Annotated in this window: 14 protein-coding genes and 2 pseudogenes; 10 read left to right on the top strand and 6 right to left on the bottom strand. The window is 40.3% G+C overall.

Annotation, left to right across the window (positions count from 1 at the left end; genetic code table 11):
• Positions 1–202: 202 nt before the first annotated feature.
• Positions 203–463 (bottom strand): annotated as a pseudogene (locus tag HYG88_RS10285) (integrase core domain-containing protein); the annotation flags it as partial.
• Here HYG88_RS10285 and HYG88_RS10280 point away from each other — a divergent pair.
• Positions 451–900, top strand: coding sequence for a hypothetical protein (locus HYG88_RS10280; RefSeq protein ID WP_171294499.1), 450 nt, complete (start codon positions 451–453; stop codon positions 898–900). The pseudogene HYG88_RS10285 and the gene HYG88_RS10280 overlap by 13 nt on opposite strands.
• Positions 901–1,068: 168 nt before the next feature.
• On the opposite strand, the pseudogene HYG88_RS10275 reads toward HYG88_RS10280, so the two are convergent.
• A pseudogene (locus HYG88_RS10275) lies at positions 1,069–1,914 on the bottom strand (YifB family Mg chelatase-like AAA ATPase); the annotation flags it as partial.
• 68 nt (positions 1,915–1,982) lie between these two features.
• Complete coding sequence (locus HYG88_RS10270) at positions 1,983–2,210, bottom strand: accessory factor UbiK family protein (RefSeq protein WP_087536529.1); 228 nt, start codon at positions 2,208–2,210, stop codon at positions 1,983–1,985.
• 275 nt (positions 2,211–2,485) lie between these two features.
• Here HYG88_RS10270 and glnK point away from each other — a divergent pair, with 275 nt between their 5' ends.
• The 7 genes from glnK to HYG88_RS10235 all read left to right on the top strand — a co-directional run bounded on the left by glnK (position 2,486) and on the right by HYG88_RS10235 (position 9,288).
• On the top strand, positions 2,486–2,824 hold the full coding sequence (gene glnK / locus HYG88_RS10265) for a P-II family nitrogen regulator (RefSeq protein WP_000780326.1): 339 nt from the start codon (positions 2,486–2,488) through the stop codon (positions 2,822–2,824).
• A 67-nt stretch (positions 2,825–2,891) separates the two neighbouring features.
• Complete coding sequence (locus HYG88_RS10260) at positions 2,892–4,304, top strand: ammonium transporter (RefSeq protein WP_178883057.1); 1,413 nt, start codon at positions 2,892–2,894, stop codon at positions 4,302–4,304.
• A gap of 126 nt (positions 4,305–4,430) precedes the next feature.
• A complete protein-coding gene (gene nrdR, locus HYG88_RS10255; protein ID WP_087536531.1) occupies positions 4,431–4,895 on the top strand; it encodes a transcriptional regulator NrdR in 465 nt (154 codons plus the stop codon).
• 12 nt (positions 4,896–4,907) lie between these two features.
• Positions 4,908–6,008, top strand: coding sequence for a bifunctional diaminohydroxyphosphoribosylaminopyrimidine deaminase/5-amino-6-(5-phosphoribosylamino)uracil reductase RibD (ribD, locus tag HYG88_RS10250; protein WP_178883056.1), 1,101 nt, complete (start codon positions 4,908–4,910; stop codon positions 6,006–6,008).
• Positions 6,005–7,297: a DNA adenine methylase gene (locus tag HYG88_RS10245; protein ID WP_004659442.1), complete on the top strand. Its 1,293-nt coding sequence runs from the start codon at positions 6,005–6,007 to the stop codon at positions 7,295–7,297. The genes ribD and HYG88_RS10245 overlap by 4 nt, the downstream gene beginning before the upstream one ends.
• Positions 7,298–7,638: 341 nt before the next feature.
• Positions 7,639–8,478: an MIP/aquaporin family protein gene (locus HYG88_RS10240; protein ID WP_178883055.1), complete on the top strand. Its 840-nt coding sequence runs from the start codon at positions 7,639–7,641 to the stop codon at positions 8,476–8,478.
• A gap of 150 nt (positions 8,479–8,628) precedes the next feature.
• On the top strand, positions 8,629–9,288 hold the full coding sequence (locus HYG88_RS10235; protein WP_004680777.1) for a riboflavin synthase: 660 nt from the start codon (positions 8,629–8,631) through the stop codon (positions 9,286–9,288).
• A 43-nt stretch (positions 9,289–9,331) separates the two neighbouring features.
• Here the strand turns inward: HYG88_RS10235 and HYG88_RS10230 are convergent, their stop codons facing one another.
• From HYG88_RS10230 to HYG88_RS10220, 3 genes are read right to left on the bottom strand one after another with little or no spacing between them, the layout of a single operon-like run.
• Entirely contained in the window at positions 9,332–9,958 is a 627-nt protein-coding gene (locus HYG88_RS10230; protein ID WP_178883054.1) for a hypothetical protein, read from the bottom strand.
• A 35-nt stretch (positions 9,959–9,993) separates the two neighbouring features.
• Positions 9,994–10,401 (bottom strand): DNA polymerase III subunit chi, encoded by a 408-nt coding sequence (locus tag HYG88_RS10225; RefSeq protein ID WP_178883053.1) that lies wholly within the window; start codon positions 10,399–10,401, stop codon positions 9,994–9,996.
• 3 nt (positions 10,402–10,404) lie between these two features.
• Positions 10,405–11,853 carry a leucyl aminopeptidase gene (locus HYG88_RS10220; RefSeq protein WP_178883052.1) on the bottom strand — a complete coding sequence of 483 codons (1,449 nt, stop codon included), beginning with the start codon at positions 11,851–11,853 and terminating at the stop codon, positions 10,405–10,407.
• Between the two features lie 157 nt (positions 11,854–12,010).
• Between HYG88_RS10220 and lptF the strand changes: the two genes are divergently transcribed.
• Complete coding sequence (lptF, locus tag HYG88_RS10215; protein ID WP_178883051.1) at positions 12,011–13,111, top strand: LPS export ABC transporter permease LptF; 1,101 nt, start codon at positions 12,011–12,013, stop codon at positions 13,109–13,111.
• On the top strand, positions 13,111–14,181 hold the full coding sequence (gene lptG / locus HYG88_RS10210; RefSeq protein WP_178883050.1) for an LPS export ABC transporter permease LptG: 1,071 nt from the start codon (positions 13,111–13,113) through the stop codon (positions 14,179–14,181). The genes lptF and lptG overlap by 1 nt, the downstream gene beginning before the upstream one ends.
• The last annotated feature ends 11 nt before the right edge of the window (positions 14,182–14,192 follow it).

Raw genomic sequence — 14,192 nt, 5'->3', positions numbered from 1 at the left:
TATACTTCGCCTTATATGTATTATTTGATTCAATGACCGCTTTTTCTACTACAGTATTTGCTGCAAAAACAGAAAATGGCAGAATAAGCATCAATGAAACTGTTAAAAACTTAATTTTCATCTTCTTCCCTTTTTTTAAATAGAGGTGGTCCCACATGTTTGAACAACTAAAAGCTTATTTATAAGTGATACTCTGCTCTAGTTAAGCTACCTTATTTTGTTGTGGTAGCTGGTCATAGTAAAACTCATCTGGAGTCATTTTGTCCAGACTCGAATGAGGTCGTTTCAAATTATAAAATTCAAAATATGCGTTTAATTGCTTCTTCGCATCCAAAACATTGCTGTAGGCTTTGAGATACACCTCTTCATATTTAACGCTCCGCCATAATCGTTCAACCATCACATTATCAACCCATCGACCTTTACCATCCATGCTGATTTGGATGTCATTTGATTTCAATACATGGTTTAGACAGGCCTTATTGGCAGCCTCCAGAATCCCCAACTGAGCCTTATCAACTTAAATGGAATACAAGAACTGATGTATTTAAAGATAATGGCAGCCCTGTATCAACAGATAGATTTCAATCGGACGAATATAAACATATATCTGGTGTGTTTGTAATGACTGCACGAGAAGATTACGGAATTAGCCTTTCTGTATATGGTGATGAAAAAAATGTAGGCTTATTGGTTAAGAACTTAAATAGTAATAATATTCTGCCAGATGGCCTACTTAAGACACGCACTTATGATAGTAATGAATTGCGTAAGTTAATAGATCCAACTATGCGTAAGCCAATAACTAGTTTAGTTACCCGCACTTTACATGGGCAGTATTTCTTCATGGTTCAGCATCTGAACAAACTTTCCCAAGAACATGTAATAGAGGAATCGTAGTAGAAAATAAATTTAATGAAAAATACAAATACAAAAGATATGGCTGAAGTTTTTTAAAAGTTAGGAATACATTTGACTATTTTGAAGCAATTTACTCTTCTTTTAGGTGTTATTAACTTTTTTAATTTTGTCGCACAGTTCTTTGTAATGTCGCATAGTTCATTGGAAATGACAACCGCCTCCAACTAATGCAATCGCTGACGCAGTATGGTGTGGTGCACGGAAGGGGCGTTGTCCAAAAGTATGTTGAGCATTTGCAACCGAATAAATACTTGCGACTTCTAAATTTTCTTGGGCATTGAGTGGTGGCAAAATAGAAGGTAGCCGAGAAGCCAGTAATGTTTTACCTGTACCAGGTGGACCTTTGAAAAGTAAAGAATGTCCACCCGCTGCTGCTATTTCTAGTGCACGACGTGGACGTAATTGACCTTTGACATCTGCAAGATCAAATTGATACTGAGTAGTGGTTAAATTTTCATGTTTGGGTGATGCTGATAAATGAGAAGTGCCCAAAAAGTGTGCACATACATCTTGTAAATGATTGGCAGCATAAACTTCAAACTGCGGAAGTTGATTGGCTTCTTCTAGATTATTAGTAGGTACCAATAAGCGGTGTTGGGCTTGTTGGCAAGCCATCGCAATTGGCAATATTCCAGTAACAGGGCGTAAATGTCCATCTAATGCAAGTTCACCAATAAATTCAAAGCCGTCAGTACAATTTTCAGGAAGTTGACCTGAAGCAATTAAAATTCCTAGTGCGATCGGTAAATCTAGGCGGGAGCCATCTTTAGGAAGATCTGCAGGTGCTAAATTAATCGTTAAACGTTTGGTTGGAAACAAGAAACCACTGTTGATAATTGCTGATCGAACACGATCTTTACTTTCCCTTACAGCGGCTTCTGCTAAACCTACAATGGTTAAGGAGGGGAGTCCTGAACTGATATGAACTTCAACTTCGATTTGAGGGGCATGTAAACCAAATAAACCCCTCGTGTAAATTTTTGCGAAAGACATTTTATTATTGTTCCATCATGGTGCTTTATTTTTAATCATTTTTGTTGATCTCTGCGCTAAACTGGTGCTTATTTTTGATCTTGCACCATTTTTTCTAGAGTGCTCATTTGCTGTTGTAACGCAGCGAGGCGTTGGTTTGCCAAATTTAGCGCTATTTTCTGGCGCTCCAGCTCTTGTTTAGAGACTAAATCTAATTTTTCGACGCTTTCATTGAGCAAAGCACGTAAATTTTTTTCTAAATCTTTTTTAGGTTGATCAACTTGTTCAAGAATGGCTTGTAAAAGAGTTTCAATCATGAAGCGCTCAATAGGTTATATGTATTTGTAGGCAAGTGTACCATTGCTTGTAGTAATCCCATAGCCCTGTTCAACGCATTGATGCCACCGATATCTAAATTCAGTTAAACAGGAGCAAATGAAACTTATTTTCGATTGAATATCTACATCTTGACGTCCAAATAGGTTATAAAGAAAGCTCTTGCTGATGGTTTGAAAATCCCCAACCTTCAAATATTGGCATGAAAATTGAACATAAAACCTTACTGGTGAAAATAAGCCGAAGGAAAACACACATGAAGCTTGTAACTGCAATTGTAAAACCATTCAAACTCGATGATGTGCGTGAAGCACTCTCTGATATTGGTGTTCAAGGGATTACCGTAACTGAAGTAAAAGGTTTTGGTCGTCAAAAAGGTCATACTGAACTGTATCGTGGTGCAGAGTATGTCGTTGATTTTTTACCGAAAGTAAAGATTGAAATTGCGATTAGCGATGAAATGGTCGATGCGGTTATTGAATCTATCACTCGTGTTGCAAGCACTGGGAAAATTGGTGACGGTAAAATCTTTGTCACGAATTTGGAACAAGTCATCCGTATTCGTACTGGTGAAACTGGACCAGATGCTGTCTAAATTGGCACAAAGTTTGCTGAGTTAGAATTAAGAGAAATAGCTCACAAAATAAGGTTGGGGGACACGAATGAAAAAAATGCTTATGGCGCTCAGTCTATCTGGCGCACTCTTAGGTGGTTCAGCGATGGTTTGGGCAGAAGATGCTGCATCAACACCAGTTGCTGAACAAACTGTAGCAGCGTCTGATACGGCGGCTGCATCAACTGTGACTGTCGCAGCAGAAGCTCCTGCTCCTGTAGAAGCCACTCCAGCTCCTGCACCAGTTGCAAAAGTTGATACAGGCGATACAGCTTGGATTCTCGTTTCAACAGCACTGGTTCTGTTGATGACTATCCCTGGTTTGGCTCTATTCTATGGTGGTATGGTTCGTAAGAAAAACGTACTCAGCACCATGATGTTTAGCCTTTCTGCGGCAATTCTAGTCAGCTTAATTTGGGTTATCGTTGGTTATTCGCTTGCATTCTCTGGTTCAGGCGCCTATGTCGGTGACTTTGCCAAATCAATGCTAAATGGTGTGGCATTTGATGCCTTAAGTGGAACTATTCCAGAAAGCTTGTTTGTTATTTTCCAAATGACTTTTGCGATTATCACTGTTGCAATTATTAGCGGTTCGATTGCTGATCGTATGAAATATTCAGCATTCATGGCGTTTATTGCAGTTTGGGTAATCTTGGTTTATGCACCAATTACTCACTGGGTTTGGGCTGCTGATGGCTGGTTATTCAAAGCAGGTGCTTTAGATTTCGCTGGCGGTACAGTTGTACACATCAACGCAGGTGTAGCTGGTTTAGTGGCTGCGTACATGTTGGGTAAACGTGCTGGTCTAGGTCGCGAATCAATGGCACCGCACAATCTTACGCTCACTGTGATTGGCGCAAGCTTAATTTGGGTAGGTTGGTTTGGCTTTAACGGTGGTAGTGCTTTAGGTGCTGGCGCTCGTGCGAGTATGGCAATTCTTGTAACGCAAGTTGCTGCTGCTGCCGCTGCATTCTCTTGGTTGATTGTTGAACGTCTCGTTCGTGGTAAGGCTTCAGTACTTGGTGGTGCATCAGGTGCGGTTGCTGGTTTGGTTGTAATCACTCCTGCGGCTGGTTTCGTTGGTGTGGGTGGTGCTTTAATCATGGGTTTAATCGGTGGTGTAGTGTGCTTCTGGGGTATTACAGCACTTAAACGTCTCCTTAAAGCAGATGATGCATTGGATGCTTTCGGTCTACACGCAGTTGGTGGTATCGTTGGTGCGGTTCTTACGGGGGTGTTCTACAGTGATGAAATCATTAAAGCTGCTAACGTTGCGCTTGCTCCAACAATCATCGAACAACTAAAAGTACAACTTGAAGGTGTACTCGCAACGATGGTATATAGCGCAGTAGTGACTTTCATTATCCTTAAAGTGATTGATCTTGTGATTGGTATCCGCGTAAGTGCTGATGATGAGCGCATGGGTCTTGACCTTAGCCAACATGGCGAGCGTATCGAATAATTCATTATTCTTTGAAGTTTAAAAAACAGCCGAATAAGGCTGTTTTTTTATGCCTTTCGTGTGCTAGTTCAGCAATTGCAGAAACTTTGCTACACTTAAAGCAAGTGAGTAAATAATCGCACAACTATGCATTGTCCATTTTGTAACGCTGCTGATAGTAAAGTCATCGACTCTCGCCTTGCGGCTGAGGGTTGTCAAATCCGTCGTCGTCGAGAATGCACGATTTGTGGTGAAAGGTTTACCACCTTTGAAAGTTATGAAATGGTGATGCCACGGGTCATTAAATCAGATGCCAAGAGTGAACCATTTGATGAAGCAAAATTGCGCCGCTCATTGATGCATGCTTTACAGAAACGTCCAGTAACCCAAGAGCAAATTGAAACGGTTTTAAGTGATATACAATCACAAATTCGCCGTTTAGGTGAGCGAGATGTAAAGTCGAGAACCATTGGTGAGATTGTGATGCAGGCTTTATTTGCACTTGATCATGTAGCCTATGTTCGTTTTGCCTCTGTTTATCAAGATTTCCAAGATGTTGAAGCATTTCGTCGTCAGATTGAGCAAATGCAACAACGTGAAAATGAAGCATAAGTTAGAGAAATCATGTCTGAGTTCACGCAAAATCATTTATCCCAAGATCAATATTGGATGCAGCAAGCAATTGAGTTGGCTCGACTAGGACAATATTCAACCAAGCCGAATCCTAACGTGGGTTGCGTTATTGTCAAAGATGGGCAGCTGATTGGAGAGGGCTATCACCCTAAAGCGGGTCAACCCCACGCAGAAGTTTTTGCACTTCGCCAAGCGGGCGAACATGCTAAAGGCGCGACAGCTTACGTGACTTTGGAACCATGTGCACATTATGGTAGAACGCCGCCTTGTGTAGAAGCATTGGTTAAAGCTCAGGTGAAGAAAGTCGTGGTCGCTTGTTCAGATCCTAACCCATTAGTCGCGGGAAAAGGCGTTCAAATTTTAAAAGCAGCTGGTATTGAAGTTGAAACAGGAATTTGTGTAGAAACTGCAAAAACGCTCAATTTGGGCTTTTTAAAAGCGATGTCTACGGGTTCGCCGTATGTGCGTTTGAAAATTGCATCAAGTTTAGATGGCCGTACTGCAATGGCTTCAGGAGAATCGAAATGGATTACTGGAGCAATCGCTAGACAAGATGTACAACATTGGCGTGCAATTTCGGGTGCTGTGATTACAGGGATTCAAACCGTTTTAGCCGATGATTGTGAATTGAATGTACGTGCATTGGACGGTATTGAGCTAAGTACCGTGGTTCAGCCGAAGCGTATTGTATTGGATCGCCAAGGACAGTTACCACTTTCAGCGAAGATTTTGAAAAATCCTGAAACAGTGATGGTGATGACACCATTTCGTCAAGAACTTGCTGATTTAGGCGTGATACAATTGGCGCCGCAACCCTTAAGTCAATTATTGCAAACTTTAACTCAGCAGTATCAAATTTATGATGTTTTGGTTGAAGCAGGTGCAACTTTATCAACGGCTTTTTTACAGCAGGGTTTAGTTGATGAAATGATCAGTTATGTTGCACCGACTTTACTTGGTCAATCTGCTCGTGCAATGTTCAATGCTGAATTGAGTACAATGGCAGAACAATTGCGTTTTGATTTAGTCGATGTAACCCAACTTGGGCAAGATATTCGCCTAAGATTGCTCCCTATCCAAGAGATGATATGAATCCAGAACCATCGGTTTATCACAAGCGTCGTCATGCAGCACGTACGACTGACGAATATCTTTTTCATCAGTTAGTACCTTATTTAGGCAATAAGCGTCGACTGCTTCATCTGATTTTGGAAGCACTTGAGATTACGGGCACACTGAATAGTAAGAAAAAGAATCCACCGATTTTTGCTGATTTCTTTGCAGGGAGTGGCGTGGTCTCACGTTTAGCACGTCAAAACGGCTATCGTGTTATTGCAAATGACTGGGAACCGTATAGCCATGCATTGAACAACGCCATTTTAGCCTGTGTTGATGCACCCGCATTTAAAGAATTAGGTGGCTATCAAAAAGCGATTGATTATCTGAATCGATTGCCAGAAGTCAAAGGCTGGGTGACACATAATCTTTGTCCACGTAATGATGATGTGTATGATCCTGCTCGTGATCGTTTGTTTTTCAAACGCCGCAATGGGATGCGTATTGATGCAATTCGTCAACAGATCGCAACTTGGCAGGCGCAAGGTGCAATCAATGATGTAGAAATGAGTGCTCTATTGGCACCACTTTTATATTCGGCAAGTTTTGTTAGTAATACCAGTGGTGTATTTAAGAGCTTTCATCAGGGTTGGGGTGGCCGAACTCAAACGGCGCTAGAACGAATCGAGTCATTAATATGGCTTACACCGAGTCGTTTCTGTGAGATTGGAGATCCCAAACGACCTGCGGCTGAAATGTGGTGTGTCGATGCACAACATTTAGCTAACCAAATGAGTGGTTTCGAAGTTGATGTTGCCTATCTTGATCCACCTTATAATCAGCATGCCTACAGTAGTAATTACCACGTTCTCAATGCCCTGACTTTATGGGATCAAGTGGATTTACCATCACCTGATACCAAAGGCTTTAAGAGTGGAATTGATCGAGCATGGCGTAAAGAGCGCCCAAGTCCTTATAACTCATCTAAGTATGCGAAAGAGGCTTATGAAAAGTTATTGGAAACGATTAATGCACGCTATATTTTGACTAGTTATTCGACTGATGGAAATATTGAGCCTAAAGATTTGCTGACTGCTAATTTAAAGCGCGGCAAAGTGACTTTGCTAACTCAAGATGTACCGCGTTATCGAGTGAGTAAACAGCGTCAATCAGAACGTGCACGTGTGCTTGAGTTTATTGTGATTACGGATACCCATGCGAAGTCTGGCCCGCCATTACGACAACTTTTAGGGCAGTTATATCATTTTGCTGAGTTAGGTGGTGTTGATACGACAGGCAATAGTACTCAGCTTGCACTTTGGTAAATTCAAGTAGACACCATTTTTGGATAATGTGGTGTCTATTTTCTATTTTTTTCACTTTCTTGCTAATACATATAATTTTATAAAATAAATGATTGTTTTTACATGAATTGTCATTGAATTTAAATAAGTTTTCTGAATAAATATTTAGCTTTAAATTAATTAAAAACAATTACTTATATGCTTTTGTTGCGTGGTTTAATCTTTTTTTATTTACAAAAAATATTTTACTATTTGGTTGAAAAACTACCAGAAGAATATTGATCATTTTCGAAAATGAATATATTTTGCCGAGCTTTATTTCAGGTCATGCCTATACGCAGCACTGACCAAGAGAGGTTGTGATGAGTCGCTCGGAACCCAGCTTGTTGGGGCAATGTATAGCTGAATTTTTTGCTACCGCAGTTTTTTTATCTTTTGGTATTGGTGTCGTGGCTGCGCTTAAACTTGCAGGAGCAAGTCTAGGGTTATGGGAAATCAGCCTTGTATGGGGCTTGGCTGTAGCATTGGCTGTTTATCTATCTGCAGGTATTTCTGGAGCTCATCTCAATCCTGCCGTTACGATTGCATTAGCACTGTTTGCTGGTTTTGATAAACGTAAAGTTCCTTTCTATATTATTGCTCAAGTTTCTGGTGCTGCTTTAGGCGCACTATTGGTCTATGGTTTGTATAGCAATCTATTTATGGATTATGAGCAAACACACCATATGGTACGGGGGAGTGTAGAGAGTTTGGAGTTGGCTGGAATTTTCTCAACCTATCCACATCATTTATTGTCTATTGGACAGGCGTTTATGGTGGAAATGTTTATCACTATGTTATTACTTTGGCTCATCATGGCGATTGGGGATGATCATAATGGTTTGCCACGTGGTGCTTTAGCACCAATTTTGGTGGGTTTATTAGTTGCTGTCATTGGCGCTTCTTTTGGTCCATTAACAGGCTTTGCTATGAATCCTGCACGCGATTTTGGTCCAAAAGTTGTGGCCTATTTTTCAGGCTGGGGTTCAATTGCTTTTACTGGCGGTCGTGATATTCCTTACTTTATTGTGCCTATCTTTGCACCGATTGTTGGCGCTTGCTTAGGGGTATTGGGCTATAAATTATTTTTTAGCCATTTCTTGTTAAATAATACGGTTGAGCTTAAACAGGCAGTCAATAAACGTATCTCTGAAATGCAGTAATTTAAGGTTAAAAATGATAAAAGGTGATCAATGGGTCACCTTTTTTATTGCAAGTATTTGAACTTGGAGTCCCTTGTTATCTCTAAGGCTTTGCTTTATGGTATTCGATTCACTATGGCATATATTGCATAAGATTAGGTTAGAACTCCCATGTTTACAGGCATTATTGAAAGTTTAGGTAAGGTTGAGAGCTTACAAAGTGTAGGCGGTGATGTACGTCTACGTATTCAAACTGATTTGGATATGTCTGATGTGCATTTAGGTGATTCAATTGCGACTAATGGAATTTGTCTCACAGTGATCGAGTGGGGAAGCAATTGGTATGCTGCAGATGTGTCTCGTGAAAGCTTAAATCGAACGACTTTAGGTCAATGGAAAGTAGGTCAATCCGTCAATGTCGAAAAAGCAATGTTGCCAACAACACGATTTGGTGGACATATTGTGAGTGGACATGTTGATGGTCTAGGAGAAATTACAGTCGTTCGAGAAGACGCGCGTTCATTATATTTTGAAGTAACAGCACCTGTTGAATTGGCAAAATATTTAGCTGAAAAAGGTTCTGTAACTGTCGATGGGATTAGTCTGACCATTAACCATCTACGTGGCAATATTCTGAGTTTGAATCTCATCCCTCATACTGCTGAGCGTACCAATATTGGCACATGGCAAGTTGGTACAAAAGTTAATTTAGAGGTTGATGTGCTGGCACGCTATATCGAGCGCTTATTGTTGGGTGATAGAGCAGCGGAACAAAAAACTGAGTCAAACATCAGTATGGCATTTTTGGCTGAAAACGGTTTCTTAAAATAAAAAATGAAACATAAAAAAGCCCAGTTTAAACTGGGCTTTTTTATTATTTTTCATCTGAAAATTGACTATTTTTGAGGATGTATTCTATTTCGTCTTGCGCAATCGCATGTAATTTTGCTCTAAAAACTGTGACCGCTTGTTCAATCATACTTTCAGCTTCTAATTCCAGTCGGACACGCACACTTTCGAGCTCAGATAAGATTTGTTGGTCATCAATCCGAACACGTTGAGCCTGCACATAATCAATACTTGGTTGTTCAGGATTTGGTTGATAACGTTCAGTGTGTTGTGCAATTTCTTGATCAATGTGTTGTCGAAGGGCAACAAGATTTTCCGTTTGTTGTTCGAACTGATTTAACTCATCTGCTTGCAGTTGCGCGGCATAAGCAGCTTGGGCAGCACGTTTTTCTGCCAGAGCTTTTTCCAAAGCCAATTGTTTGCGAACGCGTGCTTGTTCAATTAACTCAGCCTTTAAATGTGCATAAGCTTGATCAATACGTTGTTGAGAGCGTAGCTGAGCTTTTTCTTCGAGTTGTATCCATGTTTGGATTTGTGTTTGTGGTAACAGTAGATCACAGATACGAGCTAAATCTTCCTGATAGGTCTGACGTACAGTTTCAGGTGTATTTAACCAACGTTTTTTAAAATCTTGACCTACATTTAATGCCACGCGACACTCCTTATACGATGCTATGGTTTACAGACTTATAATTTAAATGTGCGTGGCTCAATGCCTAAACGACGATACATCTTAAATTTCTCTCGCCCGATCTGTTTTGCAGTTTCATTATTTTCAATAATTTCGATAATGTGGCGAAAATCTTGAGTTTGTTCAAGTGCATGATTGTTAAAATTAAATACAATCCAATCAATCGATGGCGGTAATTCAGCTGAAATACACACCGGACTATTCAACTGATCAATTCCATGAGCAATAAAGCTACTTGAATCAAAACTCCATAGCTTGTTATCCAACTCATTTTGTAAATTTGAATCAACACAATACCACCAAATCTGTGGGTGCTGATTCAGAATTTTGCGACATAAACGGCAAGCACTTTCAACTTGCCGCTCAACGCTGTTTTCAAACAAATAAAAACTAACTTGTGCCATAGATTAGTTATTCGTTTCAACACGATTCGCTAAAAACTGCATCAGTAATGGTACTGGGCGTCCAGTTGCACCTTTAGCTGCACCAGATAACCATGCTGTACCAGCCACATCAAGATGTGCCCAGCGGTAATCACGAGTGAAACGCTCAAGGAAACATGCTGCGGTTATTGCACCACCATAAGGACCACCAATATTGGCAATATCGGCAAACGGTGAATCAAGGAGTTCTTGATATTCTTCCATCACAGGCATACGCCATACACGGTCAAGTGATTGTTCGCCAGCAAGTTGTAATTCTTGTGCCAGTTCATCATCTGGAGAGAATAGACCACTGACGACTTTGCCTAGCGCAACAACACATGCACCTGTAAGTGTCGCAATATCAATGACAAGGGCAGGGTTGAAGCGTTTGATATAGGTCAGTGTGTCACAAAGTACAAGGCGGCCTTCAGCATCCGTATTCAAAATTTCTACAGTTTGACCACTCATGGTCGTCACAATATCTCCAGGGCGTGTTGCATGACCTGAAGGCATATTTTCTGCTGCTGCGATCGCACCGATAACATGAATTGGGAGTTGAGCTTCGCAAAGTGCTTGCATCGTACCTAACACTGAAGCAGCACCACACATATCGAATTTCATTTCATCCATACCTAAGCCTGGTTTTAATGAAATACCGCCTGTATCAAAAGTAACACCTTTACCGACAAGTACGATAGGTGCTTGATCAGCTTTTGCCTGATATTCAAGTGTAATAATTCTGCCTGGTCGATCAGAGCCTTTACTTACAGCAAGAAAAGCATTCATCCCTAAATCAGCCATTTGCTGTTCATTCAGGATAGTGACTTTTAATAGGTCAGGGTATTGTGCTGCAAGTGCAATCGCCTGATCTGCAAGGTATTCAGGGAAGCAAATATTTCCTGGGCGATTGCCTAAATCTCGAGCGTAATTTTGTCCAGATTGAACTGCGTGGACGAGCTTTAATTGAGCATCATCAAGTACAGTTTCATTTGCAACTAGATTAATGGTTTCTAAGATGAACTCATTTTTTTTAGATTTAAATTCATCATAGGCATAGGCTGCTTGAGTTAAACCTAAGGCAAATAGGTAATGTAAATCAGTTGGTAATGCACTGAGATCTACAGTGATTTGTCTAAATTTATTTTGTGATGATTTGATAATCGTTTGTGCGAGTTTTGCTAATTTTGTCGCTTTCAATTCAGCACTTTTGCCTAAACCGAGTAAATGTGCATTGGCTTGTACAGCGATATTGGTAATCAGGGCAATATTTTCATTAAAACCAGCTTTGAATTGTGTAGCATTCAGAACATCTTCTAGATGATTGATTTGATAACGATTTAAGTTTTGTTGTAATTGTTCTGAATCAACCAAAATCCACAAAGATTCACTAGACGACTGTGTTGGGAATGCGGTATGAAGGGTGAATTTCATTGTTTGTATAGAACCTAAGCAGCGAAAAAGAAAGATAAGTCCATTAAACACTTTCAGATATGAGGTTGCAATCCGCAACAAGCGATAGGTTTTATATTTTTAACATTCGGGTAAACTAGCACTACCCCTCGATTGGTCTATTTTTGGAAGCATTACTTTGATTATTCGGCGTTATCTCGTCAAACAAGTGGTCTCCACCTCTTTGGTTGTGACTGCTTTGCTCACTTTAATTATTATGGGTGGGCAGTTAATCAAGATTTTTGGGCGAGCTGCACAGGGTCGTTTAGACGCTAGTGTGTTGCTGAGTATCATTGCTTATCGTTTGCCAGAGTTTCTAACTTTAATTTTGCCATTGGGTTTCTTCATTGGACTCATGCTGGTTTTTGGTCGTCTATATGTTGACCATGAAATGGCGGTTTTAAATGGCAGTGGCGTTAGCCGTAATCAATTGGCTAAACTTTTATTGCCGATGACATTTGTTTTTTTGATTGTTCAAGCAATATTAATGTTTTGGGGGGCATCATCTGGAATTCGTGCTTACGAAAGCTTGATGCAAACACAAGCAGTGCGAGCAGGTTTTGATCTGGTTCGACCAAAGGAGTTTATCTCCTCGGGGCCGTATACCATTTATGCAGGTTCACTTTCGGAAGACCGTAAGAATTTAAAGGATATCTTTTATTACCAAAAGGCAGATCGGGAAGATAAACCAGATGTGATGATTTTAGCCAAAGAAGCGACACGTGTCGAAATGGCAAATGATACAGCGAATGTCGTTGATTTGGTTCAAGGTCGCCGTTACGAAATTTATCCGAATCAGCCACGCTATACCCAAGCAGAATTTCAATCTTATCGCTTACGTTTAGAGAATGATAAAGACGTTAAGTTTGAAAGCGATGATGTTGAAGCTTTATCCATGTCTAAGCTATGGGAAAGACGTGATGACCCTGTTATTCGCAGCGAGCTTGGTTGGCGTATCTTTGGTCCATTTGTGATTATTATTGGATTGATGCTTGCGGTTGCGTTATCTGAAGTAAGTCCACGTCAAGGTCGATATTATCGTCTTATTCCATCTATATTTATTTTTGCTAGCCTTATTGTATTAATGATCGCAATTCAGACACGAATTAGTAAAGGTGAATTAGACATCTGGGCTTATCCTGTCGCATTAATGATTTATGCCATTGCGGCGGCAATTTTTGCACGGAAACAAAAGTTAGCACCAAAACTTAAGAAAAGTATTCAGCGAGTGGGGTTGTAATGTTAGCACGTCGAATAGTCGCCAAACATGTGACAAAAACTACAGTCCTTGCGATGCTGGGCACAACGCTCGTGTTATCTTTTTTACAAATATTATTCACTTACTTAGGTGAATTAGGCTCGCTGAAACCCACTTATAATGCATGGCAAGCTTTCCTATATGTGATATGGGGTGCACCGAGTTATTTATATGAAATTTTACCTGTGGCAGCACTGATAGGTTCTGTCTTAGGCTTAGGCGCACTCGCATCGAATAGTGAACTCATCGTCATGCGTTCGGTTGGTATCAGCCTGTGGCGTATAGTGGGTTGGGTGATGCGCTCAGCTTTACTTTTAATTGTATTGTCTTTTGTGTTGAGTGAATGGGTGATTCCTTATACCAATGAAAAAGCACAAAGCATTAAAAAACAACGTAGCGTAGCGGCTTTAGGTGAGGTAAAAGGTTATTGGTCACGTGAAGGCCAACGTTTTATCTATATTGATTATGCGAATTCCCAAGGTCAATTACGCAATATTCAAGCGATTGATTTTGATCAGAACTATCGATTGCAGTCCTTTGTCACTGCTGAAAAAGGCCAATTTTTAAAAGATGGTCAGTGGACTTTAGAGAAATCACATCAGGTTGATTTACTTGCTCCAGGGAATGCGATTAAAACGGATCACGAGCAACAAGCGTTAGGATTGGCTTTACAACCTAAATATGTACATATGGTGACTTTGGACCCAGATGATTTATCTCCAAGTCAATTGATTAGTTTTATGCAGTATTTATCAGAATATAGCCAAGTTCCAAAGACCTATGAGTTAGCCTTTTGGAAAAAAGTCACGTCTCCATTTGCACTGATTACGTTGGTTCTTATTGCCTGTTCATTTATTTTCGGTCCATTGCGTCAGCAGTCGATGGGTTTTCGCTTGGTTATCGCACTTTTCACTGGGCTAGGGTTCTTCTATTTACAAGACTTTTTAGGTTATGCAAGCTTAGTTTATGCACCGTCACCTGCTTGGTTCGTATTATTACCAGTGGTATTGATGTTTATGATGGGTAGCTATTTATTATATCGAGCAAGGTAGAAAATTAGATT

The sequence above is a fragment of the Acinetobacter sp. SwsAc4 genome, from assembly GCF_013391535.1.
Taxonomy (GTDB): Bacteria; Pseudomonadota; Gammaproteobacteria; order Pseudomonadales; family Moraxellaceae; genus Acinetobacter.
This window is presented reverse-complemented; position numbering and strand designations above follow the sequence as displayed.

Coding starts and splice junctions, on each gene's coding strand:
- HYG88_RS10235 (WP_004680777.1), top strand. CDS start 8,629: ATGTTTACAGGCATTATTGAAAGTTTAGGTAAGGTTGAGAGCTTACAA.
- HYG88_RS10220 (WP_178883052.1), bottom strand. CDS start 11,853: ATGAAATTCACCCTTCATACCGCATTCCCAACACAGTCGTCTAGTGAA.
- HYG88_RS10240 (WP_178883055.1), top strand. CDS start 7,639: ATGAGTCGCTCGGAACCCAGCTTGTTGGGGCAATGTATAGCTGAATTT.
- nrdR (WP_087536531.1), top strand. CDS start 4,431: ATGCATTGTCCATTTTGTAACGCTGCTGATAGTAAAGTCATCGACTCT.
- lptG (WP_178883050.1), top strand. CDS start 13,111: ATGTTAGCACGTCGAATAGTCGCCAAACATGTGACAAAAACTACAGTC.
- ribD (WP_178883056.1), top strand. CDS start 4,908: ATGTCTGAGTTCACGCAAAATCATTTATCCCAAGATCAATATTGGATG.
- HYG88_RS10270 (WP_087536529.1), bottom strand. CDS start 2,210: ATGATTGAAACTCTTTTACAAGCCATTCTTGAACAAGTTGATCAACCT.
- HYG88_RS10260 (WP_178883057.1), top strand. CDS start 2,892: ATGAAAAAAATGCTTATGGCGCTCAGTCTATCTGGCGCACTCTTAGGT.
- HYG88_RS10245 (WP_004659442.1), top strand. CDS start 6,005: ATGAATCCAGAACCATCGGTTTATCACAAGCGTCGTCATGCAGCACGT.
- glnK (WP_000780326.1), top strand. CDS start 2,486: ATGAAGCTTGTAACTGCAATTGTAAAACCATTCAAACTCGATGATGTG.
- HYG88_RS10225 (WP_178883053.1), bottom strand. CDS start 10,401: ATGGCACAAGTTAGTTTTTATTTGTTTGAAAACAGCGTTGAGCGGCAA.